This is a genomic window from Novosphingobium sp. Fuku2-ISO-50 (assembly GCF_001519055.1).
In the GTDB taxonomy this organism is placed as follows: Bacteria; Pseudomonadota; Alphaproteobacteria; order Sphingomonadales; family Sphingomonadaceae; genus Novosphingobium.
In genome coordinates this window covers 30,809-46,524 of the sequence record NZ_KQ954286.1, presented here as the reverse complement: position 1 = coordinate 46,524, position 15,716 = coordinate 30,809, and the positions used below count along the sequence as shown (strand labels likewise).

Sequence of the window (15,716 nt, the reverse complement as noted above, 5' to 3'; positions counted from 1 at the left end):
CCCGGCCGGCCTGAAAAGTTTGGGAGAGGATGCCTGAAAGGCATGCTCCAAATGGGGTGCAGTCGGCATTTGTGCAAGTGCGAAATGGGGTTTGACGCTTGCAAAAAGGACAACTCAATGGGGAAATCGCGTCATGTCCGTGAAGTAACATACTGCCTTGATGCATTTTACCCAATGTCGCCGCCTTGCTGCTACCCCAAGAGGCAGGCTGCGGAGCTGCCCTTCTACATCGCCGCTGCTGCATGGGCGTCCGGGGTTCAGGCTTGGGGTTGCACCAGGTCGAGCGCCAGCGCCTCGGCCACCCGGATGCCGTCGACTGCCGCGGAAAGGATGCCGCCGGCATATCCCGCGCCTTCGCCCGCCGGGTACAGCCCGCGCGTGTTGACGCTTTGCAGGTCGGGCCCGCGCCTGATTCGCACGGGCGACGATGTACGCGTCTCAACGCCTGTCATGATCACGTCGGGATGATCGTAGCCGGGGATCTGACGCCCGAATATCGGCAGTGCCTCGCGGATCGAGGCGATCACGTAATCGGGCAGGCACTGGCCCAGATCGGTCAGCCGCACGCCGGGCTTGTACGAGGGCACCACGCTGCCGAAATCGCCTGACGACGGTCGCCCGGCAAGCAAGTCGCCGACTTTCTGGGCCGGCGCGCGATAATCGCCACCACCGGCGGTGAACGCCAGGCTTTCCCACTTGCGCTGAAACGCGATCCCGGCGAGCGGCCCTCCGGGGTAATCGCGCGCCGGGTCGATATCGACCACCAGCCCGGAATTGGCATTGAATTCCGCGCGCGAATACTGGCTCATCCCGTTGGTGACGACACGGCCCTCTTCGCTCGTCGCGGCGACCACCCGCCCGCCGGGGCACATGCAAAAGCTGTAGACCGTTCGCCCGGTCTTGCACGCGTGCGACGCGGCATAGGCCGCCGCGCCGAGCACCTTGTTGCCGGCAAATGCGCCATAGCGCGCGCGGTCGATCCAGCTTTGCGGATGTTCGATGCGCACGCCGATGGCAAAGGGCTTTGCCTCTATGTGCACGCCGCGATCGTGGAGGACATGGAATGTGTCGCGCGCCGAATGGCCGACGGCTAGGATGACGTGGCTCGCCGCCAGAGTGCTGCCATCCGACAGGCGAAGCCCCGTCAGGCGACGCGTGCCCGCATGGTCTTCGGCAATCTCGAAATCCTCGACGCGCGTTTCGAAGCGGTATTCCCCGCCCAGCGCCTCGATCGTTTCGCGCATGCTCATCACCATGGTGACGAGGCGAAAGGTGCCGATATGGGGATGCGCCTCGATCAGGATCTCTTCGGGGGCGCCCGCCTTGACGAATTCGACCAGAACCTTGCGCCCGAGATGGCGCGGATCCTTGATCCGGCTGTAGAGTTTGCCGTCGGAAAAGGTGCCCGCGCCGCCTTCGCCGAACTGCACGTTCGATTCCGGGTTCAGCACCGACCGGCGCCACAGGCCCCAGGTATCCTTGGTCCGTTCGCGCACCGCCTTGCCGCGTTCGATGATGATCGGCTTCAAACCCATCTGCGCGAGGATCAGCGCGGCCAGCAACCCGCACGGGCCGGCTCCGATCACCACCGGGCGCTGACCGTTCCAGCCGGACGGCGCCTTGACCGGAAAACGATAGGCCGTGTCGGGCGAGGGGCGCAGATCCTTGTCCCCGGCATGGCGCGCCAGCACTTCGGCCTCGTCACGCAAGGTGACGTCGACCGCATAGACCAGTTGGATCGCGCTTTTTCGGCGTGCATCGTTGCCGCGTTTGGCGAGGGCGAAACGGACGAGGTCTTCGCGCGCAATGCGCAGCCTGTCGCAGATCGCGGCTTCGAGATCGTCGGGCGAATGGTCGAGGGGAAGTTTGAGTTCTGTCAGGCGCAACATGCGCGCTTCCCTAAACCGGCCTGCGGCTCAGGGGAAGCGTATCCCGATCAGCCAGACACGATCCGGTCGAACACTGCCGGATGCAGCGCTTCGTCGAATTCACACCCGACATCGAAACGATCGACCCACTTTACCACCGCGCGGCGCGGAGGAAGCGTGGGCAGCGTGATCCACAAGACTTCGCCGATGCGCATCCGCTCTATCGCCGCCAGGCGTACCCCATGGCATGACAAATCGAGCGTCACCCCCGCCATACGCACGGTGGAGCGGCGATATTGCACTTTTGCACTGATGCCGAGCCGTTCCGAACGGCGCTGCTGCAGGGCGGGCGACAATGGTTTTTCGGATGCATGCATGACTTTGCCTCTAAAAAGGGCGTCGCACGATACTCCTGCAACCGTATGAGCAAAAATACTTAAGATCGCGTAATGGATGTTAAAATATCCCGCCAGGTGTACCCTGCCGCGTCGTGATAAGCGTTTGACAACGGGGCGTGACCACAAAAGGATGGTGGTTTACCGGGAATGCGCCCGGTCAGGAGCCATTGTCATGCGCGCACCGTCCCGACCCTTTGCTTCGGGCACATTGACCCGGCGTGCCCTCTTGCTGACCGGTCTCGCGCTGGGCCTGATCACCGGGCCGCTTGCCGCGCGACCGGCAAAGCATCCTGCTGCCAATGCTGCGCCGCTGGTTTCGGCAGAGGGGATGCGTGTGCATCGGTCGCTGCTGACGCTCGATACCCATCTCGATACGCCCGAATTTCTGGCCATACCCGGCTGGTCGATCATGGACCGCCACGATACCCGGCGCGATTTCAGCCAGGTCGACGTGCCGCGCATGAAGCAGGGCCATCTCGATGGCGGGTTCTGGGCGATCTATACGCCGCAAGGGCCCCTGACTCCGGCAGCGACACGCGGTGCGCGCGATGCGGCGATCATGCGCGGCGTGGCGATTCGCGAGATGGTCGCCGCGCATCCGGCAATCTTTGCGCTGGCCGACAAGGCCGCCGATGCGCCGAAAATCGCCGCAAGCGGGCGGATCGTGGTGTTCCTGTCGATCGAAAACGCCTGGCCGCTGGGCGATGACATGACTTTGCTCGACACCTTCTATCGGCTGGGCGTGCGCATTTCGGGCTTTGCCCATTTCCGCAACAACCAGTTTGCCGACAGCGCGACCGACAAGGAGCAGTGGGGTGGGCTGAGCCCGGCGGGCAAGGGGCTGTTGGCGCGGATGAACCGGCTCGGCGTGGTGCCCGATCTGTCGCACAGTTCGGACAAGGCGCTCGATGATGCGCTGGCGCTGTCCAGATCGCCGGTGATCCTTACGCATTCGGGGTGTCGCGCGGTGTTCGATCATCCGCGCAATATCGACGACGCGCATCTGCGCGCGCTTTCGGCGCAGGGCGGGGTCATCCAGATCAACACCGTCTATGTCAAAGCGGAAACGTCCGATCCGCAGCGGACGGCGGCCATGAAGGCACTGGAAGAAAAATATCCGGACAACGGCGCGCTCGATCCGGCTGCCCGCGCCGCCTGGCTGACCGAACGGCGCGCGATCGAGGCGCGTTATCCGGTGATCAACGGCCCGACGTTTGCCGACGTCATGGCCAACCTGCTGCACGCGATCAAAATCGCCGGTGTGGACCATGTCGGCATCGGCGCCGATTGGGACGGCGGCGGCGGTGTATCGGGCATGGAAGACGTCGCCGGCCTGCCCAGGATTACCGAGGCGCTGCTCAAGGCCGGGTATTCCCGCGAAGATATTGCCAGGATCTGGTCGGGCAATGTCTTGCGCGTGCTTGCCGCAGCCGAGGCCGAAGCCGCGCGCGAGGCGGCAAATCCGGGCGGTTGATCCCGGCCTGCTTGGTTAACGCACCTGGCTTTTCAGGCCAAGGTGCGCGGCCAGCACCTTGAGATCGCGTTCGACGCCTTCGTTGACCAGCGCGGCGAGCGCGGGCTGTACGCTCAGCACCAGCCGTTCGCCTTCGACGGTCAGGCTGCTTTCGGTCAGGCCATGCGGCGCGCACGTGCTGAACCGGCGGCACAGTCTGGTGGCAAGCCCCCATGCCTGGGCTTCGCGCAGCGAGGCGGGCGGGACAAGCGTGAGCAATTGCGGCGGCACGTCAAGACGCCCGGAATGGGCGAGCATGGCAACCGCCAGCATGACGCGCTCGGTCGTCCCGGCGCCGATCCAGCGTTTGCGCAAGGCCCAGTCGCGCGCAATGTCGCCGCGCAAATTGGGCTCGACAGTCGCAGCGGCAAGGCACAGCATGGTGGTCGCCAGCCGCAGCCGTTCGCGCCGTTCGATTCCCGCAGGCGGGCTTGCCGCCACGGTCCAGCCGGCGACCATCGCGCCGATCTGCGCCGGAATGCCCTGTTCCTGGACAAAGGCCGACATCCCCGCGACCAGCGGATCCTGCCCGCGAATGCCGACGGGCATGTCTTCGTAAAGGATCCCTTCGCGCAGGCCCCATGCCGAAAACACCAGCTTGCCCGGCGCCAGGCGCCGGATCAGCACGGCCAGCAGCGCCGCCGTATCGGGCAGGCTGTTCATGCGACTGGTGGAAATGCCGGGCAGCGGGCGCAGCGTTTCGGGCTTGCGCCGCACGAGCGTTTTGGCAATGCGCAAGGCATCGACGGGATTGAGTTCAAACCCGTGCGGATCGTCGATCGCCCAATCCAGTCGGCTCATCGCATAGCGGGCAAAGGCGCGCAGCGATCCGCCGACAAGATAGAGCGTAGATCCCGGCTCGGCGGCCCAATCGGCCTTTTTCAACGCCCGCCCGACCGACTGGCCAAAGCCGCGATCGCCCCCGGCGCGCAAGGCGGCAAGCCGCAGCGTGCCAAGCGGCATCGAGACGCCGTGGCGGCAACTGTCGCCATCGATGTCGACCAGTTCCAGGCTGCCCCCACCAAGATCGCCGACAATGCCGCGCGCGCCGGGAAAGGCGCCGAGCACGCCATGCGCGCTGGTCACCGCTTCCTGTTCGCCGCTCAACAGGCGGGGGGCAAAGCCAAGTCCTTCGACCTTTTCGAGAAAGGCCGGGCCATTGGCGGCATCGCGCACGGCCGCCGTTGCCACGACATCGACGCGATCGACCCCGCGCAGCGACAGCAACACGCGATAGCGGGCCAGCGCGGCCAGCGCCGTCGCACTGGCACGTCGGCCCAGCAGCCCGGATTCCGCGACGCTTTTGCCGAGCCGGGCGGTGACCTTTTCATTATGCAGCACTTCGGGCGCGCGCACCGGGCCGCCATAAATGACGAGGCGCACGGTGTTTGAGCCGATGTCGATAATCGCCCGCAACGGGATGCGGGGAGAGCGTCGATCGGATGTGGTCATGCCCCGTAGTCTTCTTCTCTGGCGTTCGGCCTCAAAATCACGAAATCGTCTCGGCCATCATCGTTTCAGGCCGTTGCCGCGCCACCGCGCCGAAGCGCGAGCTTGGGCACTTTGCGCCCTTTGGTCAGCGCTGCGCCGCGTCCGGAAAGCGAAGGGTTGGTCATGAAATACCGATGCACGTTGAAGGGTTGCGGTCCGGGATCGACGCGATGCGAATTGCCCTTTGCGTCAAGCTGCCAGCTTTGTTCGGTGTCAAGCAGATTGGCGAGCATGACCTGATCGAGCACCTGATCATGCACGGTGCTGTTGCGGATCGGCACCAGTACTTCGACGCGGCGGTCGAGGTTGCGGCTCATCCCGTCGGCCGATGAAATGTAGACCCGCGCCCGCTTGTTGGGCAATGCGCCGCCGTTGCCAAAGGCCCAGATGCGGCTGTGTTCGAGAAACCGGCCGATGACCGATTTGACCGTGATCGTTTCGGACAGGCCCTTGATGCCCGGTTTCAGGCAACAGATCCCGCGCACGACCAGACTGATCGAAACGCCCGCCTGGCTGGCAAGGTACAGCCGGTCGATCAGATCTGGATCGGTCAGCGCGTTGAGCTTGCACCAGATCGTCGCCGGCTTTCCGGCGCGGGCAAAGGCGATCTCGCGGTCGATGCATTCATAAAGCCGCGCGCGAACCCCGCCGGGCGAAATCGCCAGCATTTCGGTGCCGCGCGGCTCGATATAGCCGGTGATGAAATTGAACAGCAGCCCGGCATCGCGACCAAAGCGCGGATCGGCGGTAAAGAACGACAGATCGGTATAGATCCGCGCCGTGACGGGATGATAGTTGCCTGTGCCAAAGTGGCAATATGTGCGATAGCCATCGCCTTCGCGGCGCACCACCATCGACACTTTGGCGTGGGTCTTCCAGTCGACGAAGCCATAGATCACCTGCACCCCGGCGCGTTCGAGCTGGCTTGCCCAGTGCAGGTTCTGTTCTTCGTCAAAGCGGGCCTTGAGCTCGACCACGGCCGTTACCGACTTGCCCGCCTCGGCCGCCGCGATCAGCGCGGCGATCACCGCCGACTGCTTGCCCGCGCGATAGAGCGTCTGCTTGATCGCGACGACATCGGGGTCGGATGCCGCCTGATGAAGGAAATCGATCACCACATCGAAGCTTTCGAACGGGTGCTGGACGACGAGATCCTTTTCGCGGATCGCGGCAAAGCAATCGCCGTCGTGTTCGAGAATCCGTTCGGGATAGCGCGGGCTGTACGGTTCGAATTTCAGGTCGGGGCGTTCCTCTTCGACGACCGCCGAAAGCCCGGTCATCGACAGCGGCCCCTTTGTCTTGATCACTTGCGCATGGTCAAGCCGCAGCTTGTCGCGCAACATCGCCTCGGCGCCCGCGTCGAATTGGCTTTCCAGAGTCAGCAGGATGACGCGCCCGCGCCGACGGCGCTGAATGGCGGTGCGGAAATAGCGCACGAGATCCTCGGCATCTTCCTCGATTTCAATGTCGCTGTCGCGCAGGACGCGGAAGATACCGTTGCCGTGAATGCGAAAACCGGGGAACAGCCGCGACGCCTTGCGCCGGATCAGTTCCTCTATGCCGATCCAGGTCGCCGGTTGACCGGGCAGGCGGACATAGCGCGGCATGGCCGGCGGGATCAGCACCATCTCGTTGACCGGCGCCCCGTCGGCGATGCGGACCAGCGAAAACAGGATGCCGCTGCCCTGATTGGCAATGAAGGGAAAGGGGTGGGCCGGGTCGATCGCCTGCGGGGTCAGCGCGGGCAGGACATGGCGTTCGAAATAGTCGCTCAGGAATTCGGCTTCGGCCTTTTCGAGACGGCGACCGGTGATCAGGCGAACACCCTCGTTTTCCAGCGCGACGGTCAGTTCGGTGAAGATCCGGGCCTGCGCCTCGACCAGTTCGCCGAGCGCGACATGGATGTCCTGTAACTGCTGCGTGGCCGATAGTCCGTCGATCGACACTTCGTCGATCTGACGGCGGACTTGCGCAGCAAGCCCGGCGACGCGCACCATGATGAATTCGTCGAGATTGCTGCCCGATATCGACAGAAAGCGCAGCCGTTCGAGCAAGGGATAATTCGGATTTTGCGCTTCGGCGAGAACGCGGCGGTTGAACTGGAGCCAGCTCAATTCGCGATTGAAGAACCGGTCTGCCGGCAATGCCGCGTGGCCGGGCAAGCCGGACAAGGAATGATCACGGGCTTTTGCGGGCGCGGTCGGGTGAGGGGGGGCTGGCGGGGATGCGGCCATGATCGCGCCTTCGTGACTCCATGTGTTACAGTATATTGCGTCTTTGCACGCCGGGCCACCATGCTGGCAAGCGGCCAGCGTCAATTGTCACATCTCCTGGCATAAAGACCTGCTGCGGGGAATGCATGGCGCGCAGAACGATAGGCCGACTTTGCCGCACAAAAGAACTCCTTGCATGTCTACTTAAAATGTAGAGTATAGAGGCTCAGCCGAGTGTTCGAGGGTGACAAGGCTGTCCGGCAACCATGAGGGAGGCCGGTTCATGGTCACCGTCCGGACGATCAATGACCGCCCGTTCACGGCACAATGATGTATTCAGGGAAATTTACAGATGTCTTTGCGCCCCTTGCTGACTGCCGCTGCCCCCTTGGCGCTGATTGCCGCGACTCCCGCGCTGGCCGCGCCCGCCAGCGATGCGCCCGCCGCGCAATCGGCGGCAGATGAGGGCGACATTATCGTCGTCACCGCGCGGCACCGGGCGGAAACGTCGCAAGCCGTGCCGATCTCCCTGTCGGTGCTGGGTGGTGAACATATCGACCGGACCGGCGCGTTCAATATCGACCGCGTGCAGCAGTTGACTCCGACGTTACAGTTCTATTCGCAAAATCCGCGCAACACCTCGCTCAACATCCGCGGGCTCGGGGCGACTCTGGGTCTTACCAACGACGGCATCGAACAGGGCGTCGGCGTCTATGTCGACGATGTCTATTATGCGCGCCCGGCAGCGGCGACATTCGATTTCCTCGATGTCGATCGGGTCGAAGTGCTGCGCGGGCCGCAGGGTACGCTCTACGGCAAGAATACGACGGCGGGTGCCATCAACATCACCACGCGCCAGCCCAGCTTTGACTTCACCGTGCGCGCCGAGGTTTCGGTCGGCAATGAAGGTTTTCACCAGTTCAAGGGCGCGGTTTCCGGCCCGCTGAGCGATCGTGTCGCGGTGCGCCTTGCCGTGTCGTCGACCAACCGCGACGGCAATGTCTACAATGCGCATAACGGCGACGGGATCAACGGCCAGAACAATGTCGGGGGCCGCGCGCAAGTGCTGTGGAAAGCGACCGACACGTTGCGGATCACGCTGACGGGGGATTGGAACCGGCAGAATCCCGAATGCTGCGGCTTTGTCTATGCCCGCACAGGCACGACCCAGCGCGCACTGAACCGGCAATTCGCCGCGCTGGCCGCGACGGCTGGCTATACCCCGCCGAGCACCAATCCGTTTGCGCGCGTGGCCGACCTTGATACGCCGCTGCGCGCGCTCAACGAAGTTGGCGGCGCCTCGCTCAAGGCGGAGCTGGACACCGGCATCGGCAAGCTGACCTCGATCACCGCGTGGCGGTTCTGGCACTGGGATCCGTCGAACGATCGCGACTACACCGGTCTGCCGGTCACCAGCGTTTCGCAAAATCCCTCGCAACAGCATCAGATCACGCAGGAAATCCGCCTGAGCCACGAAGGGCACAAGATCGATTACACGGTCGGCCTGTTCGGTTTTGACCAGACCGTGCATACGCAAGGGCTGCAAGTGCAGGGCGCCGCGGCGAGCAAGTGGCTATTGAAGCCGACCACCAGCGCAAGCGACTGCTATAATACCAATTGCCTCAACGGGCTGACTTCGACCAATACCATCGGGCTCAAGAACGCCAGCGCCGCGCTCTATGGCCAGCTGACCTGGAAAGCGACCGATGCGCTGTCGATCCAGCCGGGCGTGCGGTTGAACTACGACTGGAAGAGCGGCACGTATAACGGCATCGTCACCGATGCCTCGGGCAACCTCGTTCAGTTTGCGACAAACAACACGGCGGCGCAGTTGTCGCAACTGTCGCAGTTGGCGCCGGAAAGCTTTGCCGCGACATACAGCGCCTGGAACGTGTCGTATGATGTGACCGCAAGCTATGCGCTGGCGCGCGATATCCACACTTATGCCTCTTATGCCCACACGTTCAAATCGGGCGGGATCAATCTCAACGGCTTGCCCGCGGATTCGACCGGGGCGCCCTTGCTGCAATATGCCACGGTCAAGCCCGAGAGTGTCGATCATTTCGAGGCGGGGCTGAAGACGCAGTGGTTGGGGCGTCGCGTCACGTTCAATCTCGATGCCTTCCGCACCGAAATTCACAATTATCAGGCGATCGTGAACAACGGGCAGCAAAGTGCGCTGCGCGGCTATGTCGACAGCGCGCCGCTGGTCCGGGTGCAAGGGGTCGAATGGGATCTGGCGCTGCGCCCGAACCAGCGCGTCAACGCCTATTTCAACGGCGCCTATAACGATGCGAAATACGTCCGCTTTGCCAATGCCCCGTGCCCGCCGGAACTGGCGGGCGGGACCACCGTTACCGGCTCGCAGACGCCTTCGCCTGCCGGCACGCCCGGCGGACTGAGCCCGGCGTCGTGCGACGTATCGGGCCAGCGCCTGCCCGGCGTATCAAAGCTGACTCTCTCTTATGGCGCCGAAGGCAATGTGCCGGTCACTTTGTGGGGTCATGGCGGAGAGCTCTATGCCGGGGTCGACGGCAGCTATCGCACGGCCTTTTCGTCAAACCCGTCGCCGTCCGCCTATACCTGGGTCAATGGCTATGCGCTGACCAATCTGCGCGCGGGTTTTCGCGCGGACAGCGGCTTTGACATCTATGGCTGGGTCCGCAACGCATTCGATGTTGGCTATTATCAGCAGCTCGCCGTGGCGCCCGGCAATACCGGGCTGATCGTCGGTCAGTTGGGTGATCCGCGCACGTATGGGGTGACTGCGCGCGTCGTGTTCTGAGCCGATCGGGGCGGCGGGCATTGCGTGCCGCCCCACCTGATTTCAGTCGTTCCCTACCATCGCACGCAGCCCGGCAAAGAAGAACCGGGTATAATCGGATGCCCAGCGTTCGATTTCGGCAGGTGACGAGGCGCCTTCGGTATAGGCGAGTTTGGCGTGCCCCATCAGCGCTTCGATCCACAGGCGTCCGGCACGATCAGGATCGACAACAGGCAGGTGCCCCTGATCTGTGCTTTCGCCGAGCACTCCACCCTCGGCCAGGGACTGCCCGACGGATTCAATGGCGTCGCGGAAGGCTGCGACGCGCATCCGGTGCCCTTCGCCGGTTTCCTGTTCGAGCCAATCGATCAGACGCTCGAGCAACACGTGATCGGGAGAAAACAGCATTTTGATCGTGTCTGCGGCACGCAGGCAGAATGCCTGTTCGAGTGGCAGATCAGAGCCGCGCTGCTTCAGGTGATCACTGCGCAAGGCGATGCGCCTTGCCAACAAGGCGCGCAGCAATTCGACTTTCCCCGGAAAGCGGGAATAGATTGTCGCTTTGCCGATATGGGCATGGCGAGCCACGCGATCAAAGGTAAAGCTTTCCAGCCCCCCCGCCAGCAGCACGTCCCAACTCGCATCGAGAATGCGCCCCGAAAGCGCTTCGGCTTCGGCGATCGACGGCCGACCGCGCCGCACGGGCGGCACGGCACAACTGCCCGGAAAATCCCGGTTGTTTGTCGCGATTTCATCTGTTGGGCCGTCCAAAACGTCGTTCGACATCATGGGCGCAGCGCATTCACAGCCTGACGGACCTGACGTCTCAATGCCTGACTGAGTTGAACGCTTGCGCCTGGAATGAACCGGCGACGTCGCGTCTGCGCGCTGCATGGAGATTATCCTGCAACTGATCGATCGCGGCGGGTGTCATGGCGCCCGTTTCGGCACCATCGTCCGCGCGATGCATCGGGCAGGTCATGACCAACCCTTCTGAATAGGCCAGCAAAAAGCGCCGACCCATTGTCGATACCCAGCTCATCCTTCCCACCTATCTGCCTTGTTGGCTTTATAGGTCGAAAGTCTGCCTGAAATTTTGGCATGGTCAAGCCACTATAAACGGAACGCAGACGGCTCATTCCTGCGGCGCCTCGCTTTCCCAACCCAGCCCCAACGCCTTTTCCACCGCGATGAAATCGGTGGTCAGTTGCGCCTTTGCGGACACGGTGCCGAGCTCTGCGCGCAGGGTCTGGCGCTCGGACGAGAGCGCGTCGGCGCGCGACAGCGTGCCGCCTTGTGCGCGGGTTTCCTGCAAGGCGGCGAGATGGGCTGCGGCATCGCGCTGTTCGACCGCTTTGGCGAGCGTGATCCGCCGGTTGCCAAACCGGGTCAGCGAAGCTTCGGCATCTTCGAGCGCTGCGAGCACGCGCGAACGATATTGGGCCTCGGCTTCGTCGCGCGCGCCATGGGCGGCGCGGACCTGTGCGGCGGCACGGCCACCGTCGAACAGGTTCCATTTGATCTGCGGCAGGATCAGCCCGATCAGCGTGCTCGGCGCAAAGGCCTCGCCGACGCGCGTCCCGCCCAGGCCCAGCACACCGGTAAAGCTGATCGTCGGAAAGCGATCGGCAATCCGCGCGCCAAGATCGGCATTGGCCGCCGCAAGCTGGCGCTCGGCGAGGCGAATATCGGGGCGGTGACGCAACAGGCGGGCCGGATCGCCCACCGCGACATGCGCGGGAACCAGCGGCACGGGCGCAGGCTTTGCCGCCAGGGCATCGAGCGCGCCGGGCTCGCGCCCGATCAGCACGGCAAGCTGATCGGCCAGAACCGTGATCTGCGCGCGCGATGCGGCCAGATCGCTTTCGCTTTGCGCGAGGGTCGAACGGGCGCTGTCGACACTTTGTTCGGGCGTGGTGCCGTGGGCAAAGCGGTCCTGCGCGTGGCCGACCAGGCGGCGATCGCAATCCACTTGCCGTTCGAGCAGCGCGGCACTCGCCTGTTCGGCACGCAGCGCGACATAGGCGCGCGCGACTTCGGCGGACAAGGCAACCGCGACATCGGCGGCCGAAGCGAGCGACGCATCGGCGCGATCGCGCGCGGCTTCGACCCGGCGACGATTGGCGCCGAACAGGTCGACTTCCCACGAAGCGTCGAAATCGTCGCCGTAGATCTGTTCCGACAGGCGTCCGTTGCGGCTGAGCAGTGCACCGGGCAACGAGGCTTCGCCGGCGACACCCCCGACGTTGACAGCGGGCAGCAGCGCGCCTTTCGCCGCCGACAACGTGGCGCGCGATTGCGCTATGCGCGCGCGTGCGGCGGCCAGATCGGGCGAGCCTGTCAAAGCCCGCGTGATCAGGTCATCGAGCACCGGATCGCCCAGCGCTTCCCACCAGCGCGCCGAAGGTGCGGTCGCATCGGTATTGGCCGGTGCGCGCAGGAATGCAGGGCGTGCCGCCGCATCGGGCGCGGCGACCGGCGCGCCGTGCCAGTTCGGCCCGACACTGGCGCATCCCGCCAGGAGACCCGCAAGGCACAGGCCGATGATGGGGCGGAGAGGGGGGGAATAGGCTGACATCAGTGCATTGCCATCTTGTGGTGGCCCTTGGGAAGCGGGCGCAGGAGCAGGACGAGCGGAACGACGATGGCGATGGCAATGGCCAGCGCGACGAATTCGTCGGTGAAACTCATCACCAGCGCTTCGCGCATCACCGCCTGGTTGACAGACTGGATCGCGCCGAGCGTGGCGTCATAGCCAAGTCCGTTGGTCTGGCTTTGCACCCAGGCCTGAACGCCGGTGTCGTTGGCCGGCACGGATTCGAACAGCGTCCAGTGATGAAATTCGAGCCGCCGGTCCTGCAGCGTTGCCAACAGCGCGAGCGCGATCGACCCGCCGAGGTTTCGCGCGGCATTGAACAGCCCGGAGGCATCGCCCGCCTCGCTGGGTTTGACACTGGCGATCGCTGCCTGATTGAGGAACAGCATCGACAGCGCCTGACCCAGCCCGCGCATCAATTGCGACACCACGAATTCCGATCCGTCCGATTGCGCGCTCAGCGCCGAATCGATCCAGCACGACCCCGCCATCAGCATGAGCCCGGACGCCACCGCCAGCCGCAAATCGAGCCGCGCGACAAGGATCGGGAACAGCGGCATCATCATCGCCGCCGGAATCCCCGACAGAAACACGATCTCGCCCGACTGCTGCGCGTTATATCCGGCGATCGCCGAGAGGAACTGCGGAATGACATAAGACGTGCCATAGAGCACCGCGCCGACCAGCAGGCCGAGCACGAAGACCGAGGCAAACGCCCGGTTTCGCAACAGGGCCAGCTTCACCACCGGGCGCCTGGCAAAGATCTGCCCCAGTCCGATCATCACGAAGCCGACCACGGTGACCGCTGTCAGCCGCCAGATCAGCGTCGAATCGAACCATTGTTCGCGATTGCCTTCTTCCAGCACGACGGTCAACCCGCCAAGCCCGGCGGCCATCCCGAAAATGCCCAGCCAGTCGGCCTGCTTCAATTCGTCGAGCTTCATCGGCTGATGCTTCAGCCCGACGATCAGAAACGTGATCAGCATGACGCAGATCGGGATGTTCACGAAAAAGGCATAGTGCCAGCTGTAGTGTTCGGTCAGCCAGCCGCCGACGAGCGGCCCCAGCACCGGCCCGAGGATCAACGTAGATCCGAACAGCGCGGTGCCCATCGGTTGCTGATGGCGCGGCAGGCGCGTGGCGATGATGGTCATCCCGGTCGGGATCATCGCCCCCCCGGTAAAGCCCTGGCCGACGCGCCCCATGATCATTTCGGGCAATGTGCTGGCAAGCCCGCAGGCCACCGAAAACAGCGTGAACAGCCCGGCCATGAACAGCAGGAAGCGCCGCAGCCCGAACACCCGTTCAAGCCAGGCGGTCAACGGGATGATGACGATTTCGGCGACGAGATACGATGTCGCAATCCAGGTGCCTTCGGTCGCCGAGGCGCCGATTTCGCCCTGAATCGTCGGCAGCGCGGAATTCACGATCGAAATGTCGAGCGTGGCCATCAACGCGCCGATCGCGCCGGCGATCACCGCCAGCCAGGCGGTCAGGTCGGCGTTCTTCGTCTGGTCCACCGTTCCAGGTGCGGGCGCGCTCATGAGTGCGACCGCTTTTCCTCGGCGCTGATCTGGTGAATCGCGCCGCGTGCCCCGCTGGTATCGACATCGACACGCAGCGACAGGCCGGGCACCAGCACGCGTCGTGCTTCAGGCCCGGCGTCGATGCGGATGCGCACGGGCACACGCTGCACGATCTTGGTGAAGTTGCCGGTCGCGTTCTGCGGCGGGATCAGCGAGAACGTTGCCCCGGTGCCCGGCGTGATGCTGTCGACGCTGCCGTGGAATTCCACACCGGGCAGCGCATCGACTTCGATCGTGACAGGCTGGCCCGGGCGCATGAGGCCGATCTGCGTTTCCTTGAAATTGGCCTCGATATAGATCGCCTGGACCGGGACGATCGTCATCAGCCGCTGCCCGGGCTGGACGAATTGGCCGACGCGCACCGACGTCGAGGCGACTTTGCCCGTGACCGGCGCGGTCAGGCGGGTGGTGGCAAGATCGGTGCGCGCGGCATCGGCTTGCGCGGCGGCGGCCTCGATCTGTGCGCCGGACTGGCCAAGCTGCGCGCGGGCGGCTTCGAGCTTGCCCTTGGCAGCGGCAAGCGCAGCCTCTTGCGCGGCGACGGTGGCGGCAGCCTTGTCGCGATTGGAGGACAGCTGGTCGAGCGTCTGCCTTGGCTCGGAGCCTGCCGCGACGAGCGGGCGGTAGCGCGCGACTTCGCCGGTATAAAAGGTCAGATCGCGCTGCGCCGTGGTCAGCGCGGCTTGCGCCTGCGCCACGCCGGCTTCGGCCTCGGTAATGCTGGCGCGGGTGGTTGCCTGGCCCGCGCGGGCGACATCTTCCTGCGCGCTCGCCTGGGCAAGGCGGATGCGATAGTCGGTCGGATCGACTTCGACGAGCAGATCGCCGGGCTTGACCGGCTGATTGTCGGCGACCTTGACCGTGCGCACATAGCCCGACAGCTTTGAACTGACCGTGATGCCGTCGGCTTTGACATACGCGTCATCGGTGGACTGCACAAACTGGCCGTGGTCGAGATAGCCGATATAGGCATAGATCCCGTAGGCGCCCGCCGCGACCAGCGCGATGATCCCCGCGCGGCCGAGCAGGCGTCGCCTGCCGGGGTTTTCGCGCGTGGGTGTCGAAATCGGAGAATGGTCGGTCTGGGCGCTCATCGGAGATCCTGGTGCGATTGGGGGCATTCGCTGGGTATGGGGCTTGGAGGCGGGAATTTAATGGAACGCCTTCGTTCTGTTTGTCGTCAACTGGGGGAGACGGCCCGGCCTTTCAAGTGCAAATTCCTGCGCCATGATTGCATATTTCGCAAGTGCCGCTGCGGTGACGGTTTTTCCGTCAACTCTCCGTCAA

10 protein-coding genes are annotated in these 15,716 nt (G+C 64.2%); 2 read left to right on the top strand and 8 right to left on the bottom strand.

Annotated elements, in window-relative coordinates; translation table 11 throughout:
* Nucleotides 1–257: 257 nt before the first annotated feature.
* The gene (locus AQZ50_RS03200) at nt 258–1,889 is read right to left on the bottom strand and encodes an NAD(P)/FAD-dependent oxidoreductase (protein ID WP_067742593.1); all 1,632 of its coding nucleotides are present in this window, start codon (nt 1,887–1,889) and stop codon (nt 258–260) included.
* Nucleotides 1,890–1,936: 47 nt separating this feature from the next.
* Entirely contained in the window at nt 1,937–2,245 is a 309-nt protein-coding gene (locus AQZ50_RS03195) for a PilZ domain-containing protein (protein WP_067742590.1), read from the bottom strand.
* A gap of 193 nt (nt 2,246–2,438) precedes the next feature.
* Here AQZ50_RS03195 and AQZ50_RS03190 point away from each other — a divergent pair, with 193 nt between their 5' ends.
* Nucleotides 2,439–3,740, top strand: a complete 1,302-nt coding sequence (locus AQZ50_RS03190) for a dipeptidase (protein WP_082703381.1) — start codon at nt 2,439–2,441, stop codon at nt 3,738–3,740.
* Nucleotides 3,741–3,755: 15 nt separating this feature from the next.
* On the opposite strand, the gene AQZ50_RS03185 is transcribed toward AQZ50_RS03190, so the two are convergent.
* Nucleotides 3,756–5,231, bottom strand: a complete 1,476-nt coding sequence (locus tag AQZ50_RS03185; RefSeq protein ID WP_067742581.1) for a Ppx/GppA phosphatase family protein — start codon at nt 5,229–5,231, stop codon at nt 3,756–3,758.
* A 65-nt stretch (nt 5,232–5,296) separates the two neighbouring features.
* Nucleotides 5,297–7,504, bottom strand: coding sequence for an RNA degradosome polyphosphate kinase (locus tag AQZ50_RS03180; protein WP_067742578.1), 2,208 nt, complete (start codon nt 7,502–7,504; stop codon nt 5,297–5,299).
* Nucleotides 7,505–7,835: 331 nt separating this feature from the next.
* Here AQZ50_RS03180 and AQZ50_RS03175 point away from each other — a divergent pair, with 331 nt between their 5' ends.
* Nucleotides 7,836–10,268: a TonB-dependent receptor gene (locus AQZ50_RS03175; RefSeq protein ID WP_067742575.1), complete on the top strand. Its 2,433-nt coding sequence runs from the start codon at nt 7,836–7,838 to the stop codon at nt 10,266–10,268.
* Nucleotides 10,269–10,310: 42 nt separating this feature from the next.
* On the opposite strand, the gene AQZ50_RS03170 is transcribed toward AQZ50_RS03175, so the two are convergent.
* The 4 genes from AQZ50_RS03170 to AQZ50_RS03150 all read right to left on the bottom strand — a co-directional run bounded on the left by AQZ50_RS03170 (nt 10,311) and on the right by AQZ50_RS03150 (nt 15,523).
* Entirely contained in the window at nt 10,311–10,958 is a 648-nt protein-coding gene (locus tag AQZ50_RS03170) for a TetR/AcrR family transcriptional regulator (RefSeq protein ID WP_231730084.1), read from the bottom strand.
* Between the two features lie 424 nt (nt 10,959–11,382).
* Entirely contained in the window at nt 11,383–12,825 is a 1,443-nt protein-coding gene (locus tag AQZ50_RS03160) for an efflux transporter outer membrane subunit (RefSeq protein ID WP_082703380.1), read from the bottom strand.
* Complete coding sequence (locus tag AQZ50_RS03155) at nt 12,825–14,387, bottom strand: MDR family MFS transporter (RefSeq protein WP_067742569.1); 1,563 nt, start codon at nt 14,385–14,387, stop codon at nt 12,825–12,827. Before AQZ50_RS03155 ends, AQZ50_RS03160 begins: the two co-directional genes overlap by 1 nt.
* Nucleotides 14,384–15,523, bottom strand: a complete 1,140-nt coding sequence (locus AQZ50_RS03150) for an HlyD family secretion protein (protein ID WP_067742566.1) — start codon at nt 15,521–15,523, stop codon at nt 14,384–14,386. The genes AQZ50_RS03155 and AQZ50_RS03150 overlap by 4 nt, the downstream gene beginning before the upstream one ends.
* Between the last annotated feature and the right edge of the window lie 193 nt (nt 15,524–15,716).

Bases quoted from the DNA above. Each gene is read 5' to 3' on its own strand.
- AQZ50_RS03200 (WP_067742593.1), bottom strand. From the start codon at position 1,889: ATGTTGCGCCTGACAGAACTCAAACTTCCCCTCGACCATTCGCCCGAC.
- AQZ50_RS03195 (WP_067742590.1), bottom strand. From the start codon at position 2,245: ATGCATGCATCCGAAAAACCATTGTCGCCCGCCCTGCAGCAGCGCCGT.
- AQZ50_RS03190 (WP_082703381.1), top strand. From the start codon at position 2,439: ATGCGCGCACCGTCCCGACCCTTTGCTTCGGGCACATTGACCCGGCGT.
- AQZ50_RS03185 (WP_067742581.1), bottom strand. From the start codon at position 5,231: ATGACCACATCCGATCGACGCTCTCCCCGCATCCCGTTGCGGGCGATT.
- AQZ50_RS03180 (WP_067742578.1), bottom strand. From the start codon at position 7,504: ATGGCCGCATCCCCGCCAGCCCCCCCTCACCCGACCGCGCCCGCAAAA.
- AQZ50_RS03175 (WP_067742575.1), top strand. From the start codon at position 7,836: ATGTCTTTGCGCCCCTTGCTGACTGCCGCTGCCCCCTTGGCGCTGATT.
- AQZ50_RS03160 (WP_082703380.1), bottom strand. From the start codon at position 12,825: ATGTCAGCCTATTCCCCCCCTCTCCGCCCCATCATCGGCCTGTGCCTT.
- AQZ50_RS03155 (WP_067742569.1), bottom strand. From the start codon at position 14,387: ATGAGCGCGCCCGCACCTGGAACGGTGGACCAGACGAAGAACGCCGAC.
- AQZ50_RS03150 (WP_067742566.1), bottom strand. From the start codon at position 15,523: ATGAGCGCCCAGACCGACCATTCTCCGATTTCGACACCCACGCGCGAA.